Annotated in this window: 12 protein-coding genes; 10 read left to right on the top strand and 2 right to left on the bottom strand. The window is 52.9% G+C overall.

Going from position 1 to position 14,122, the window contains the following annotated elements; translation table 11 throughout:
* Positions 1-4: 4 nt before the first annotated feature.
* Together PY990_RS08845 and PY990_RS08840 are read right to left on the bottom strand one after the other, a co-directional pair.
* Entirely contained in the window at positions 5-982 is a 978-nt protein-coding gene (locus PY990_RS08845) for an HpcH/HpaI aldolase/citrate lyase family protein (RefSeq protein ID WP_105029337.1), read from the bottom strand.
* An 87-nt stretch (positions 983-1,069) separates the two neighbouring features.
* A complete protein-coding gene (locus PY990_RS08840; RefSeq protein WP_171099536.1) occupies positions 1,070-2,056 on the bottom strand; it encodes a malate dehydrogenase in 987 nt (328 codons plus the stop codon).
* A gap of 160 nt (positions 2,057-2,216) precedes the next feature.
* Here PY990_RS08840 and PY990_RS08835 point away from each other — a divergent pair, with 160 nt between their 5' ends.
* From PY990_RS08835 to lpdA, 10 genes are all read left to right on the top strand, one after another.
* Complete coding sequence (locus tag PY990_RS08835) at positions 2,217-2,945, top strand: GntR family transcriptional regulator (protein ID WP_171099534.1); 729 nt, start codon at positions 2,217-2,219, stop codon at positions 2,943-2,945.
* Between the two features lie 195 nt (positions 2,946-3,140).
* Positions 3,141-3,554: a succinate dehydrogenase, cytochrome b556 subunit gene (sdhC, locus tag PY990_RS08830; protein ID WP_105029335.1), complete on the top strand. Its 414-nt coding sequence runs from the start codon at positions 3,141-3,143 to the stop codon at positions 3,552-3,554.
* Complete coding sequence (sdhD, locus tag PY990_RS08825; RefSeq protein ID WP_168427069.1) at positions 3,554-3,934, top strand: succinate dehydrogenase, hydrophobic membrane anchor protein; 381 nt, start codon at positions 3,554-3,556, stop codon at positions 3,932-3,934. Before sdhC ends, sdhD begins: the two co-directional genes overlap by 1 nt.
* A 2-nt stretch (positions 3,935-3,936) precedes the next feature.
* Positions 3,937-5,718: a succinate dehydrogenase flavoprotein subunit gene (gene sdhA, locus PY990_RS08820; protein ID WP_275271300.1), complete on the top strand. Its 1,782-nt coding sequence runs from the start codon at positions 3,937-3,939 to the stop codon at positions 5,716-5,718.
* 22 nt (positions 5,719-5,740) lie between these two features.
* The gene (locus PY990_RS08815; protein ID WP_105029332.1) at positions 5,741-6,457 is read left to right on the top strand and encodes a succinate dehydrogenase iron-sulfur subunit; all 717 of its coding nucleotides are present in this window, start codon (positions 5,741-5,743) and stop codon (positions 6,455-6,457) included.
* 72 nt (positions 6,458-6,529) lie between these two features.
* A complete protein-coding gene (locus tag PY990_RS08810; protein ID WP_105029331.1) occupies positions 6,530-6,802 on the top strand; it encodes an FAD assembly factor SdhE in 273 nt (90 codons plus the stop codon).
* 26 nt (positions 6,803-6,828) lie between these two features.
* Positions 6,829-8,136, top strand: a complete 1,308-nt coding sequence (locus tag PY990_RS08805; RefSeq protein ID WP_275271299.1) for a citrate synthase — start codon at positions 6,829-6,831, stop codon at positions 8,134-8,136.
* Between the two features lie 307 nt (positions 8,137-8,443).
* On the top strand, positions 8,444-11,302 hold the full coding sequence (locus PY990_RS08800) for a 2-oxoglutarate dehydrogenase E1 component (protein ID WP_105029896.1): 2,859 nt from the start codon (positions 8,444-8,446) through the stop codon (positions 11,300-11,302).
* Between the two features lie 68 nt (positions 11,303-11,370).
* Positions 11,371-12,657 carry a 2-oxoglutarate dehydrogenase complex dihydrolipoyllysine-residue succinyltransferase gene (odhB, locus tag PY990_RS08795; protein WP_275271298.1) on the top strand — a complete coding sequence of 429 codons (1,287 nt, stop codon included), beginning with the start codon at positions 11,371-11,373 and terminating at the stop codon, positions 12,655-12,657.
* Between the two features lie 11 nt (positions 12,658-12,668).
* Entirely contained in the window at positions 12,669-14,105 is a 1,437-nt protein-coding gene (gene lpdA, locus PY990_RS08790; RefSeq protein ID WP_275271297.1) for a dihydrolipoyl dehydrogenase, read from the top strand.
* Positions 14,106-14,122: the final 17 nt, after the last annotated feature.

Raw genomic sequence — 14,122 nt, 5'->3', positions numbered from 1 at the left:
CTTTTTAACCGCCGCGATTTGATCGCGCATTGAGCACTTCAAAAAAGTATCTGTAACTAGCACGGTCGTGCAGTTCACCCTTGATCTGAATCGGCCCCCATTCAGCTTTCTGCGCCTCGGTCAATACCAGCACGGCTTCATCCACCTCGGAATCGGTGGGCAGCATGGCCGATACAATGTGAACAATCTGATCCGGATGAATGCTCCACATTCGTGTGAAGCCGAAATCGCGTTTCGCACGAGTCGCATCCTCGGCCGCCATTTCTGGCTGACGAATATTGCGGGTCACGTTGTGCGAAGGCACTTTGCCAAATCGATGGCAGGCTGCTGAAATTTCAAGTTTAGCCCTGCGCACCAGCGGGTTTTCGAATTGACCCGGCGAATTCAAAGCGGTTTTGGGAATTGCACTCCGGTGGCTCGAAATGAAATCCATTATTCCGAACGAAAGTGACTCAACTTCTTCAAGGCCAGCAATTTGATGCACAGCCGCCAGGGCTCCGTGGGTTTCAATCAACACGTGCATGGGTGGCGCTTCAACGCCCGCCTTGGCGCATTGTTCACGAATACGGCCAATCGCCAGTTTGACGTCGTCAAAGTTTTCAGGCTTCGGTAGCATCAAGTAAGCGGGTAAAGGTACGCCTTCGCGCAACACAATTGGCAACTCCTGTTCAAACGCAGGGTCTTGCACCGGGTGCAGTCGAACGCCCGGTCTGCGTGTTTCGCCGCCATACCGTGCTGAAAAATCGACCAGGCTTTGTGCAGCCCATGTTGCAATTTCGGTCACATGGCCCACTACAGCACCATCTTCCAAGTCCAGCGTAATATCGAAGCAGGCTCCAATTTCGGCGCGAATCTGCAAAGCCTTCTCAAAATACTTGGGGCGGCCTGTGTAGTGGTCACACACCGGCAGGTTCACCTGTGCGTGGTCTTCGCTGTACAAAATTGTGGAAATGTTTGCCAAATCCAGGTTGTGCTTCTTCACGCGGTAGTCCTTCGCAGTGTTCTTTCAAATGCAAATAAAAAAGGCCAGCATCTCTGCTGGCCCTTTTTATCACGAAATGCTCGTAAATTACTTGCCCAGCAAGTGCTTCACGCCTTCGCGTTCTTCCATCAGTTCGTTCAGGGTAATGTTGATGCGCTCCTGGCTGAATGCATCAATTTCCAGGCCCTTCACGATTTCAAACTTACCGTTGGCACAGGTCACAGGGAAGCCGAACTGGGTTTTTTCAGGAATGCCGTAAGAACCGTCAGAAGGAATACCCATGGTTACCCACTTGCCATTGGTGCCCAGAACCCAGTCACGAACGTGGTCGATCGCAGCATTGGCAGCAGAGGCAGCAGAAGACAAGCCACGCGCCTCAATAATGGCGGCACCGCGCTTGCCCACTGTTGGCAAGAAAGTGTTGGCGTTCCATTCCTGGTCATTGATCATGTCTTTTACAGATGCACCGTCAATGGTTGCAAAGCGGTAGTCGGCATACATCGTGGGAGAGTGGTTGCCCCACACTGCCAGCTTCTCGATTGACGCTACTGGCTTGCCGGTTTTGGCGGCTACTTGGCTCAACGCACGGTTGTGGTCCAGGCGCAGCATGGAGGTGAAGCAGTTCGGGTCCAGATCAGGGGCAGACTGTTGTGCAATGTAGGCGTTGGTATTTGCTGGGTTGCCCACAACCAGTACTTTCACGCTACGCTTGGCGTTATCGTTCAGTGCTTTACCCTGAACTGTGAAAATTGCGCCGTTGGCTTCGAGCAGGTCTTTGCGCTCCATGCCTTTGCTGCGTGGGCGTGCGCCAACCAGCAGTGCTACGTCTACGTCTTTGAAAGCGGTTGCGGGGTCATCTGTAATTACCACGCCTTGCAGCAACGGGAATGCACAGTCTTCCAGTTCCATGACCACACCCTTCACTGCGGGCAGGGCGGGGGTAATGTCCAGCAACTGCAAAATTACGGGCTGGTCTTTGCCCAGCATGTCGCCATTGGCGATACGGAACAACAAGCTGTAGCCAATTTGGCCGGCAGCGCCTGTAACGGCAACTCGCATTGCGGGTTTGGTCATGTCAAACACTCCAAAGGATTAAAAATCGAAGGCCATAGTTTAGCGCCAAACGCTGACACCTTGTTGACTAACTTGGTGGTTTAGAGGGGATTAACTTCTAAAAGTCATCTATAAGATATAAGATACACAATAATCCGAAAAAACAAGACCGAGACACAATTTGCAACCCGTCAATCCAACGTTCAGCCCGCTTTATCAGCAAATCAAAGGTTTGCTGCTCAAAAGCCTTCAAGACGGCGAATGGAAGCCGGGTGAGCTTATTCCGTCTGAAACCGAGCTTGCTGCCCGTTATGGTGTCAGTCAGGGCACGGTGCGCAAAGCAATTGACGAGCTTGCCGCTGAAAACCTGGTCGATCGCAAGCAGGGGCGGGGTACTTTTGTTGCCACGCACAACGAGGCCAAGTCAGAATATCGGTTCCTGCGTCTTGCCGCCGACGAAGAGCCTGGCGTAAAGCCCAAATCCACCTATTTGTCTGTAGAGCGGGTTCGTGCAAGTTCGCAAATTGCCAAATTGCTCGACATCAAACCCAGTGACTCTGTGTTTGTGGTCAAGCGTGTCATGCGCTTCGATGGTGTACCCCGTATTTTTGATGAAATCTGGTTGCCGGCTTCCCAATACAAAGGCCTTACTCTTGAGCGTCTTCAGCAGTGGAATTCCACCCTGTATGGTTTCCTTGAAAGCAGCTTTAATGTACGCATGTTGAGGGCCAACGAGCACATCAAGGCGGTCAGTGCACAGCAGGAGCATGCTGACATTTTGCAGGTTGGGGTAGGTACCCCCTTGCTGCTGGTCGAGCGCCTTTCAATGACGTATGCTGATAAGCCGGTAGAGCTTCGCCGTGGCTGGTACTTGACCGACAAATTTTCATACAGGAATGAATTGTATTGAATTGATACAAGTCTTTAGCGGGCAAAAGAATGCATTTGCGTCATTTGGTGCTCAAAATCAAAAACTTCCCGCTTTAAGGCTTTGCTGATTTGGTTCAAAATATATCGTTGTCCGATATTGGTTTTTTTAAAGGATTCAGGCCGGAAGGCCTAGGGTAAAAGCCCGTTTTCCAATCACTTTTATAAGAACACGAGCATGTCAAACACTGTTGCGAAGAAACGTCCGGAATACCGGAACATCCATGTCACACAAATCCTGAAGTACAGGCTACCCTTGGCGGGCAAGCTGTCCATTTTGCACCGCGTCAGTGGCGCTGTGCTGTTCCTGGCGCTTCCAGTCATTCTCCTGCCGCTTTTCGACAAAAGCATCACTTCCGAACTCACCTTCCTTGAAATGCAATCCCTGGTCAGCAGCCCGCTGGTCAAAATTGTATTGCTCGGCCTGATCTGGTCGTATCTGCATCACTTTGCCGCGGGCATTCGTTACCTGGTGCTCGACATGCATGTGGGCACTGAAAAGTACGCAGCCAGCAAAAGTGCGGGTATTGTGTTTGCTGTCAGTTTGAGCCTGACCGCTTTGTTCGGCCTGAAACTGTTCGGAGTGTTTTAATTATGGGCAATAACATTGGTTCCAAGCGCCTGGTGGTTGGCGCACACTACGGCCTGAAAGAATGGGTCGCACAGCGTATTACAGCGGTCATCATGGCGGTGTACACAATCGGTCTGTTCCTGGCCGTGCTGTTTACCCCCGATCTTGATTACGTGAAGTGGGTCGGTTTTTTCAACTTCACCGTGCTGTCTTTCCCATTGGGCAAAATTCTCGCACTGCTGGCGATCTTGTCACTGTGCTATCACGCCTACATTGGTATTCGCGACATCTGGATGGACTACGTCAAGCCCACTGGCATTCGCCTTACATTGCAAGTTTTTACGGCGTTGTGGTTGCTTGGTGCAGCCGGTTACGCTGCTGACATTCTCTGGAGGGTCTAAAAGTGACTGCAGTTAAAACTTCCCTTCCTCGTCGCAAATTCGACGCGGTGATCGTAGGTGCGGGTGGCGCGGGTATGCGCTGTTCGCTCCAGTTGGCAGAGGCTGGTCTGAATGTAGCCGTGCTGTCCAAAGTATTTCCTACGCGCTCACATACCGTGGCCGCACAGGGTGGTATCGGTGCGTCGCTGGGCAATATGTCCGACGACAGCTGGTACTGGCACATGTTCGACACCGTGAAAGGTTCTGACTACTTGGGCGACCAGGATGCAATTGAATTCATGTGTCGTGAAGCCCCCAAAGTGGTTTACGAGCTTGAACACTTTGGCATGCCCTTTGACCGCAACCCAGATGGCACGATTTATCAGCGTCCCTTCGGTGGCCACACAGCCAACTTCGGTGAAAAGCCGGTTCAGCGCGCTTGTGCGGCTGCCGACCGCACAGGTCATGCCCTGTTGCACACCCTGTACCAGCGCAACGTGCGCGCGCGCACCCAGTTCTTCGTAGAGTGGATGGCACTTGACATTATTCGTGACGCCGATGGTGATGTGGTAGGTGTAACCGCCCTGGAAATGGAAACCGGCGAGATGATGGTGCTGGAAGCCAAAACCACCGTGTTTGCCACCGGTGGTGCAGGCCGCATCTGGGATGCATCCACCAACGCCTTTATCAACACCGGCGACGGAATGGGCATGGCAGCCCGCGCTGGCATTCCTCTGGAAGACATGGAGTTCTGGCAGTTCCACCCAACTGGTGTGGCTGGTGCAGGTGTTCTGGTGACTGAGGGTGTTCGCGGCGAAGGCGGTATTTTGCTCAACAGCGAAGGCGAGCGTTTCATGGAACGTTACGCTCCAACCTTGAAAGACTTGGCTCCACGCGACTTTGTGTCACGTTCCATGGACCAGGAAATCAAGGAAGGCCGCGGTTGTGGTCCCAACAAAGATTATGTGTTGTTGAAGCTCGATCACCTGGGTGCCGACACCATCATGAAGCGTTTGCCTTCGATTCGCGAAATCGCGATCAAGTTCGCCAACGTAGACCCGATCAAAGAACCAATTCCTGTGGTACCAACCATTCACTACCAAATGGGCGGCATTCCAACCAATGTGTACGGCCAGGTTGTGGCTCCCAAAGTACCGGGCGGCCCCAGCGAAATCATCAATGGCATGTACGCCATTGGCGAATGCGCCTGCGTATCCGTTCACGGTGCAAACCGTTTGGGTACCAACTCCTTGCTCGATTTGATCGTATTTGGTCGTGCAGCAGGTAACCACATTGTGAACAGCAACCTGAAAGCCCGCAGCCACAAGGAATTGCCAGCCGATGGCACTGACCTGACCATGGCGCGCGTTGACAAGCTGATGACATCGATCAGCGGCGAGAACACCCGAGTTGTGGCCGATGCGATTCGCAAGGGCATGCAGTACCACTGTGGCGTGTTCCGCACCACCGAGTTGATGGAAGCGGGCGTGAGCAAGATCAACGATCTGGCCGCACAAGCCGAGCACATTCATTTGAAAGACAAGTCCAAAGTGTTCAACACTGCGTTGGTAGAAGCATTGGAACTGGCCAACTTGCAGGAAACTGCGAAGGCCACCATGGTGTCCGCCGCAGCGCGTGAAGAAAGCCGTGGTGCGCATGCTCACCGCGATTTCCCTGAACGCGATGATGACAAGTGGATGCGTCACAGCCTGTGGTACTCCGAGGGCAATCGCCTGGACTACAAGCCAGTGAACCTGAAGCCAATGACAGTTGAAACCTTCCAGCCCAAAAAGCGGACGTTCTAATCAAGGTTAAGAGGTACAGAAAATGAGCGAAAAGAGAATCGTACGTTTTGAAATTTATCGCTACGACCCGGATACCGGCGAAGCGCCAAAAATGCAAAAGCTGGAAGTTGAGCTGGAGCCAACCGACAAAATGTTGCTCGACGCGCTGATGCGCATCAAGAGCGACGTGGATGAATCACTGGCCTATCGCCGTTCATGCCGAGAAGGCGTGTGCGGTTCTGATGCCATGAACATCAACGGCAAAAACGGTTTGGCTTGTATTACCAACCTGCGCGACCTGAAGCAGCCCATCGTGCTCAAACCGCTTCCAGGTTTGCCCGTAGTGCGCGACTTGATCGTCGACATGACCCAGTTTTTCAAGCAGTACCACTCCATCAAGCCTTACCTGGTGAACGACACACCCCCTCCTGAAAAGGAGCGTTTGCAGTCACCCGAAGAGCGCGAAGAACTGGATGGTCTGTACGAATGTATTTTGTGCGCATGCTGTTCAACCAGCTGCCCATCGTTCTGGTGGAACCCTGACAAGTTCGTGGGTCCAGCTGGCCTGTTGCAAGCCTACCGTTTCATTGCAGACAGCCGTGATCAAACCACCGGCGAGCGTCTGGATAACCTGGAAGATCCATACCGCTTGTTCCGCTGCCACACCATCATGAACTGCGTAGACGTGTGTCCGAAGGGCTTGAACCCCACCAAGGCAATTGGCAAGATCAAGGAATTGATGGTGCGTCGCGCCGTCTAGAACCCTTGTTCGGATTTTTTTATTCAAATCGGGGTTGTGCACTGCAAAACCCCGTTTTTTTTGTTGTAGTTTATGTCTAATCAGAGTCATCAGGCGGATCCAACTCAACGTGCCCGTTTACGCTGGCGCGCCAGGCGAGGTCTATTGGAAAACGACCTGATTATCGAACGATTTTTCGACAAGCATGAAATGGAATTGACCAACGACGACGTGCAGGCCTTGACTGTGCTGTTTGAAGAGGTTGACAACGTGTTGCTTGACCTATTCCTGGGCCGAAAAGAGCCGGAAGGGGATCTGGATACACCTGGTGTGCGCAAGGTGATCCAGATGATGCGAGAACTTTAATTTCAATCCCATTAGAAGGAAATCCGATGAGCACAGAACACAAGGCCACGCTGTCTTTTTCAGACGGCACCCCTTCGGTAGAATTTCCCATTCACAAAGGTACCATTGGTCCCGATGTGATCGACATCCGAAAGCTGTACGGATCCACTGGCAAATTCACCTACGACCCAGGCTTCCTGTCCACAGCCTCCTGCAATTCATCCATTACCTATATTGACGGTGACAAGGGTGAGCTGCTGTATCGCGGCTATCCCATTGAGCAACTGGCGCAGCACTGCGACTTCATGGACGTGTGCTACTTGCTGTTGAACGGTGAGTTGCCCAATGCCGCTGAAAAGAAAACATTTGACGACCTGGTGACCAAGCACACCATGGTCAACGAGCAGATGAACTTCTTCCTGCGAGGTTTCCGCCGCGACGCGCACCCCATGGCGGTGATGACTGGTCTGGTGGGCGGTATGTCTGCTTTCTACCCAGATTCCATGAACTTGCTGGACAAAAACCAGCGTGATATTTCCGCAATCCGACTGATCGCGAAAATGCCAACCCTGGTGGCCATGGCCTACAAATATGGCATTGGCGCACCCAATATTTACCCCAAGAATGAACTCAGCTACACCGCCAACTTCATGCGCATGATGTTCGGTAATCCGTGCGAAGAGTACCAGGTCAACGACGTGCTGGTGCGCGCGATGGACCGCATCTTCATTTTGCATGCAGATCATGAGCAAAACGCATCGACTTCCACAGTTCGCCTGTGCGCATCATCTGGTACGAATCCTTTTGCTGCGATTGCGGCCGGCGTAGCATGTCTGTGGGGCCCGTCACATGGTGGCGCCAACGAGGCCTGCTTGAATATGTTGACTGAAATTCAGGCCAACGGCGGCGTTGAGAAAATTGGCGATTTCATTGCCAAGGTAAAAGACAAGGATTCAGGCGTTCGCTTGATGGGCTTTGGCCACCGCGTGTACAAGAATTACGACCCACGCGCCAAGCTGATGCGTGAAACCTGTCACGAAGTGTTGAACGAGCTGGGCTTGCATGACGACCCATTGTTCAAGATTGCCATGGCCCTGGAAAAAATTGCGCTGGAAGACGAATACTTTGTAAAGCGCAAGCTGTACCCGAACGTGGATTTTTATTCCGGTATCGTTCAAAAGGCGATCGGTATTCCTGTGCCACTGTTTACAGCGATTTTCGCGTTGGCCCGCACCGTGGGCTGGATCGCCCAGTTGAACGAAATGATTGCAGACCCCGAATACAAAATCGGTCGTCCACGCCAGTTGTTCAACGGTGCAGCGCACCGCAACGTAAAGCCAATCGACCAGCGTTGATTGACACTGCAGTTGGAACAGAAAGCCACCTTCGGGTGGCTTTTTTCATTTTCACCACATTTTTCACATTCATCCTCGTTAGGGCTTTAGTGCGCTTTCTCTAATCTGATATCCTTTGGGCTTAACTCTTAAAGCAGTCTTTTTTTGGCTGCTTTTTGCTATCTGGTTAGGGGCAGGGGCTCCACAAACCAGACGGGGAGTGCGGTTTAACCCACGTGTGTAGGGATTCGGTCCGATGGCAATAGCCAAGGTCGAGTCCGAACCCCACATCTTTGAAACGAGAAACTCGGAAAAAGGTGAAGCGCAAATGATGCGATCATTTCAACAAAACTCGTATTTGTTCGGGGGCAATGCGCCCTATGTCGAAGAAATGTACGAGGCCTACCTGGACAACCCAGGCTCCGTGCCAGACAAATGGCGCGCCTACTTTGACCAAATGCAAATGGTGCCTTCTGCTCACGGCGACGTGAACGAGAAAGATGTAGCCCATGCGCCAGTGGTTCAATCCTTTGCTCAACGCGCGAAAAAAGGCTTCTTGCAGCCGCAGATTCAGTCTGCTGACCTGGAAGTGGCCAAAAAACAGGTGCATGTTCAGTCAATTGTGGCTGCGTATCGCTTCCTGGGCTCACGTTTTGCAGACCTTGATCCGCTCAAGCGTCAGGAACGCCCAAATATTCCGGAGCTTGATCCAGCCTTTTATGGCCTGACCGAAGCGGACATGGACATCACGTTCTCCGCCACCAACACCTATTTTGGTCAAGATCAAATGACCCTTCGCGACATCGTGAAGGCGTTGCGCGACACTTACTGCCGTTCAATTGGTATTGAGTACATGCACATCAGCGACCCCGCTCAAAAGCGCTGGTTGCAAGAACGCATGGAGACCAGCCTGGGCACTGCCCAGCTGTCGACTGAAGAAAAATTGCACATTCTGGAGCGCCTAACCGCAGCCGAAGGCCTTGAGCGTTATTTGCACACCCGGTACGTGGGTCAGAAGCGTTTCTCGCTGGAAGGTGGTGAATCTTTTATCGCCTCGCTTGATCATGTGATTCAGCGTGGTGGCGCCAATGGTGTGCAAGAAACCATCATTGGCATGGCTCACCGCGGTCGTTTGAACGTGCTGGTCAACATTCTGGGCAAAAGCCCTAGCCAATTGTTTGAAGAATTCGAAGGCAAGCATGCCGATGATCTGCCTGCTGGTGACGTGAAGTATCACCAGGGCTTTTCATCGGATGTAACCACCCCAGGTGGTCCCATGCACTTGTCCCTGGCGTTTAACCCCTCGCACCTTGAAATTGTGAACCCTGTAGTTGAAGGGTCGGTGAAGGCTCGCCAGGAACGTCGTGGTGACAAGGAAGGCAAGCAGGTGTTGCCGGTGCTGGTGCACGGTGATGCCGCTTTTGCAGGCCAGGGAGTGGTCATGGAAACATTGAACCTGGTGCACACCCGCGGCTACGGCACGGGCGGTACGGTTCACATCGTGATCAATAACCAAATCGGCTTCACCACTTCTGATCCGCGCGATAGCCGCTCGACGCTGTACTGTTCAGACGTGGTCAAGATGATTGAGGCACCCGTGTTTCACGTGAATGGCGACGATCCCGAAGCTGTCATTTTCGTGACCCAGTTGGCCTTGGACTTCCGCATGGAATTCCAGCAAGACGTGGTGATCGACATTGTCTGTTTCCGCAAATTGGGTCACAACGAGCAAGACACGCCTGCCGTAACCCAACCTTTGATGTACAAGAAAATTGGTCAGCACCCAGGTACGCGCGCTTTGTATGCCGAGCGTTTGGTGATGCAGGGCATTTTGAAAGAAGACGGTGCCGAGAAACTGGTTGCTGATTTCCGTGCAGCCATGGACGAAGGCAAGCACAACCGTGCTGACCCCGTGTTGACCAATTACAAGAGCAAGTTTGCCGTTGATTGGTCACCGTACCTGAACAAGAAATGGACGGATGCAGCCGATACTTCGGTGCCGATTTCCGAAATCAAGCGTTTGTCAGAGCGCATTACCACCGTACCTGAGAACTTCAAGGTTCACCCATTGGTACAAAAGGTGATTGCCGACCGTGCAGCCATGGGCCAGGGCGAAACCTTGCTCGACTGGGGTATGGGCGAACACCTGGCATTTGCATCGCTGGTTTCCTCTGGTTACGCGGTTCGCATCACCGGACAGGATTGCGGGCGTGGCACGTTCACGCACCGTCATGCCGTGTTGCACCACCAGGGCCGTGAAAAGTGGAACGAAGGCACCTATATTCCGCTGGAAAATATCTCTGAAAACCAGGCCCCGTTTACCGTCATCGACTCTGTGTTGTCTGAAGAGGCAGTACTCGGTTTTGAATATGGTTACTCCACTGCTGAGCCCAACACCTTGGTGATTTGGGAAGCACAATTTGGCGACTTCGCCAACGGTGCTCAAGTGGTAATTGACCAGTTCATTTCTTCCGGTGAAGTGAAGTGGGGTCGTGCATCCGGCCTGGTCATGATGTTGCCGCATGGTTACGAAGGGCAGGGGCCAGAGCACTCATCTGCGCGTATCGAGCGTTACTTGCAACTGTGCGCCGAAAACAATATGCAGGTTTGCCAGCCTACAACGCCGGCACAGATTTTCCACCTGTTGCGTCGCCAAATGATCCGCTTGTTCCGCAAGCCGCTGATCATCATGACGCCGAAATCTTTGTTGCGTCACAAAGAAGCCACTTCTTCTTTGCAAGACTTGTCCAAAGGCCATTTCCAGACTGTGATTGGTGATCAGGGCGACCTGGATGCCAGCAAAGTCAAGCGAGTGGTTCTTTGTTCCGGTCGCGTGTACTACGACCTGGTCGCAGCTCGTCGCGAGCGCAACATCAAAGATGTTGCGATCGCGCGAGTCGAGCAGCTGTATCCATTCCCGCACAAGTCATTGAGCGCAGAACTGCGCAAATACCCCAACTTGGCTGATGTGGTGTGGTGTCAGGATGAACCACAAAACCAGGGTCCCTGGTTCCAGATCCAGCACAACGTGCTGGAAAACCTGTCGGAAGGGCAGCGTCTGGGTTACGCGGGGCGTCCGGCTTCAGCTTCTCCGGCCGTGGGCTACTACGCCAAGCACAACGAACAGCAAAAAGCGCTGATCGATGCGGCATTTGGCAAGCTCAAGGGTTTCGTGGTTACGAAATAAATACAGGACGCGGGCTGGTCATGGTGACCGCCCGCACTTGAACAAAGAATTCAAAAGGAAAATATTCCATGGCAATCGTAGAAGTGGTCGTACCACAACTGTCCGAATCTGTCGCCGAAGCAACGCTGTTGAATTGGTACAAAAAACCTGGTGACGCGGTAAAGCGTGACGAAAACCTGATCGACGTGGAGACCGACAAGGTGGTGCTGGAAGTGCCCGCACCTTCGGCTGGCGTGATCGTTGAAATTCTCTGCGAAGACGGTGCAACCGTTGTAGCGGGACAGGTCTTGGCAAAAATTGACACGGAAGCAAGTGCCTCCGCAAGCGTACCCGCAGCAGCACCTGCCCCGGCAGCAGCGCCTGCTCCGGCCGCTGCACCAGCAGCAGCCCCAGCTCCTTCATCCAGCGTAGATGGCTCTGTGGCCATGCCGGCTGCGGCCAAAATGATGGCAGAGAACAAGCTAAGTGCTGATCAAATTGCAGGTTCAGGCAAAGACGGCCGCATCACCAAAGGCGATGTGATCGGTACCTTGAATGCACCCGCCGCAGCGCCTGCCCCCGCAGCGAAGCCCGCAGCTGCTCCAGCCGCCGCCAAGCCAGTTAGCTTGCTGCCTGAAGTGAAGGCCCCGCTAGATCCCTCAACCTTGATTGAAGGTCGCCCTGAGCAGCGCGTGCCCATGAGCCGCTTGCGTGCCCGCGTTGCAGAACGCTTGGTACAGTCGCAGCAAACCAACGCTATTTTGACCACATTCAACGAAGTGAACATGAAGCCGGTCATGGACTTGCGCAACAAGTACAAGGACAAGTTCGAAAAAGAACATGGTGCCAAGCTGGGCTTCATGGGCTTCTTCGTGAAGGCCGCGGTTGCCGCCTTGAAAAAGTACCCAGTACTGAATGCTTCTGTTGATGGCAATGACATCGTGTACCACGGCTATTTCGACATCGGTATTGCAGTGGGTTCTCCCCGTGGTTTGGTGGTGCCAATCATCCGCAATGCCGATCAAATGAGCATTGCTGACATCGAAATGAAGATTGCCGAATTTGGCCAGAAAGCAAAGGACGGCAAGCTCAGCCTGGACGACCTCACCGGTGGTACATTCTCGATTTCCAACGGTGGTGTATTCGGTTCCATGTTGTCCACGCCAATTATCAACCCGCCCCAGTCTGCAATTTTGGGTATTCACGCCACGAAAGAGCGTGCAGTGGTTGAAAACGGTGAAATCGTGATTCGCCCCATGAATTACCTCGCGATGAGTTACGACCACCGCATTATTGACGGACGCGAAGCAGTACTTGGCCTGGTTGCAATGAAAGAAGCCCTGGAAGACCCAGCACGCTTGCTGCTGGAACTATAAAGGGGATATTCATGAGCACACAATATGACGTAGTGGTGATAGGCGCAGGCCCCGGCGGTTACATTGCCGCGATCCGTGCCGGTCAGTTGGGTATGAAAGTCGCCTGTATCGAAGGCAATGCTTACGACGATCCCAAGGGTGAGCCTCGCTTGGGTGGTACTTGTTTGAATGTGGGTTGTATTCCATCAAAGGCCCTGTTGGCCTCTTCGGAAGAGTTCGAGAAGATTGCCCACCATGCCGAAGATCACGGTATTTCCGTGACTGGCGCGAAAATGGATGTGGCCAAGATGATCAAACGCAAGGATGACATCGTCGCCAAAATGACTGGGGGTATTCAATACCTGTTCAAGAAAAACAAGGTCACGCCCATCAAGGGTTGGGCCAGTTTTTCCGGCAAGGTCGATGGTGGTTTCGAGCTGACTGTGAAAAGTGCAGCCGGTGAAGAGAAAGTAACAGCCAAAAAGGTCATTGTTGCGACAGGTTCCAAGGCACGCCATTTGCCCGGTATCACCGTCGACAATGAAATCGTTTGCGACAACGAAGGTGCTCTGAAATTTGGCGCTGTTCCCAAGAAACTGGGCGTGATTGGCGCAGGCGTGATTGGTCTTGAGTTGGGTTCAGTGTGGCGCCGTCTGGGTTCCGATGTAACCGTGCTTGAAGCCATGCCCAATTTTCTGGCTGCAGCCGATGAAGGCGTGGCCAAAGAAATGCAGAAAATCTTCACCAAGCAAGGGTTGAAGATGAACATGGGTGTAAAAATCGGTGAAGTGAAAGCCAGCAAAAAGGGCGTTTCAGTCGCTTACACCGATGCCGATGGTGCTGCCCAGATGCTAGATTGCGACAAGCTGATTGTGTCGGTGGGCCGAGTACCCAACACCGATGGCTTGAACCTTGAAGCGGTCGGCCTCAAAACCAATGATCGCGGCCAGATTGACGTAGATGCGCACTGCCAAACCCTGGTGGCTGGCATTTACGCGATTGGCGATGTGATTCGCGGTGCCATGCTGGCGCACAAAGCTGAAGAAGAAGGTGTGATGGTTGCCGAAATCATGGCTGGACAAGCTGGCCACTGCAATTACGACACCATTCCTTGGGTTATTTACACTTCGCCTGAAGTGGCTTGGGTTGGTAAAACCGAGCAGCAGTTGAAGCAGGAAGGACGAAAATACAAAGCTGGTCAGTTCCCGTTCATGGCCAATGGCCGTGCGCTGGGGCAGGGCGATTCACAAGGTTTTGTGAAAGTGTTGGCCGATGCCACCACCGATGAAGTCCTGGGTGTACACATCATCAACAGCCATGCATCTGATTTGATTGCTGAAGCCGTGATGGCCATGGAGTTCAAGGCTTCTTCCGAGGACATCGGTCGCATTTGCCATGCGCACCCCAGTTTGTCTGAAGTGATGAAAGAAGCGGCTTTGGCCTGCGACAAGCGTCAACTGAACGGTTAAAATTCTGTTCGGTATCG

The organism is Limnobacter olei (assembly GCF_029087225.1).
In the GTDB taxonomy this organism is placed as follows: Bacteria; Pseudomonadota; Gammaproteobacteria; order Burkholderiales; family Burkholderiaceae_B; genus Limnobacter; species Limnobacter olei.
The sequence above is the reverse complement of the archived record's forward strand: the minus strand, read 5'-3'. Positions and strand labels throughout refer to the sequence as shown.

Excerpts from the sequence above, each read along its gene's own strand:
- PY990_RS08840 (WP_171099536.1), bottom strand. The coding sequence starts at position 2,056 with ATGACCAAACCCGCAATGCGAGTTGCCGTTACAGGCGCTGCCGGCCAA.
- sdhC (WP_105029335.1), top strand. The coding sequence starts at position 3,141 with ATGTCAAACACTGTTGCGAAGAAACGTCCGGAATACCGGAACATCCAT.
- PY990_RS08815 (WP_105029332.1), top strand. The coding sequence starts at position 5,741 with ATGAGCGAAAAGAGAATCGTACGTTTTGAAATTTATCGCTACGACCCG.
- PY990_RS08810 (WP_105029331.1), top strand. The coding sequence starts at position 6,530 with ATGTCTAATCAGAGTCATCAGGCGGATCCAACTCAACGTGCCCGTTTA.
- PY990_RS08805 (WP_275271299.1), top strand. The coding sequence starts at position 6,829 with ATGAGCACAGAACACAAGGCCACGCTGTCTTTTTCAGACGGCACCCCT.
- PY990_RS08800 (WP_105029896.1), top strand. The coding sequence starts at position 8,444 with ATGATGCGATCATTTCAACAAAACTCGTATTTGTTCGGGGGCAATGCG.
- odhB (WP_275271298.1), top strand. The coding sequence starts at position 11,371 with ATGGCAATCGTAGAAGTGGTCGTACCACAACTGTCCGAATCTGTCGCC.
- lpdA (WP_275271297.1), top strand. The coding sequence starts at position 12,669 with ATGAGCACACAATATGACGTAGTGGTGATAGGCGCAGGCCCCGGCGGT.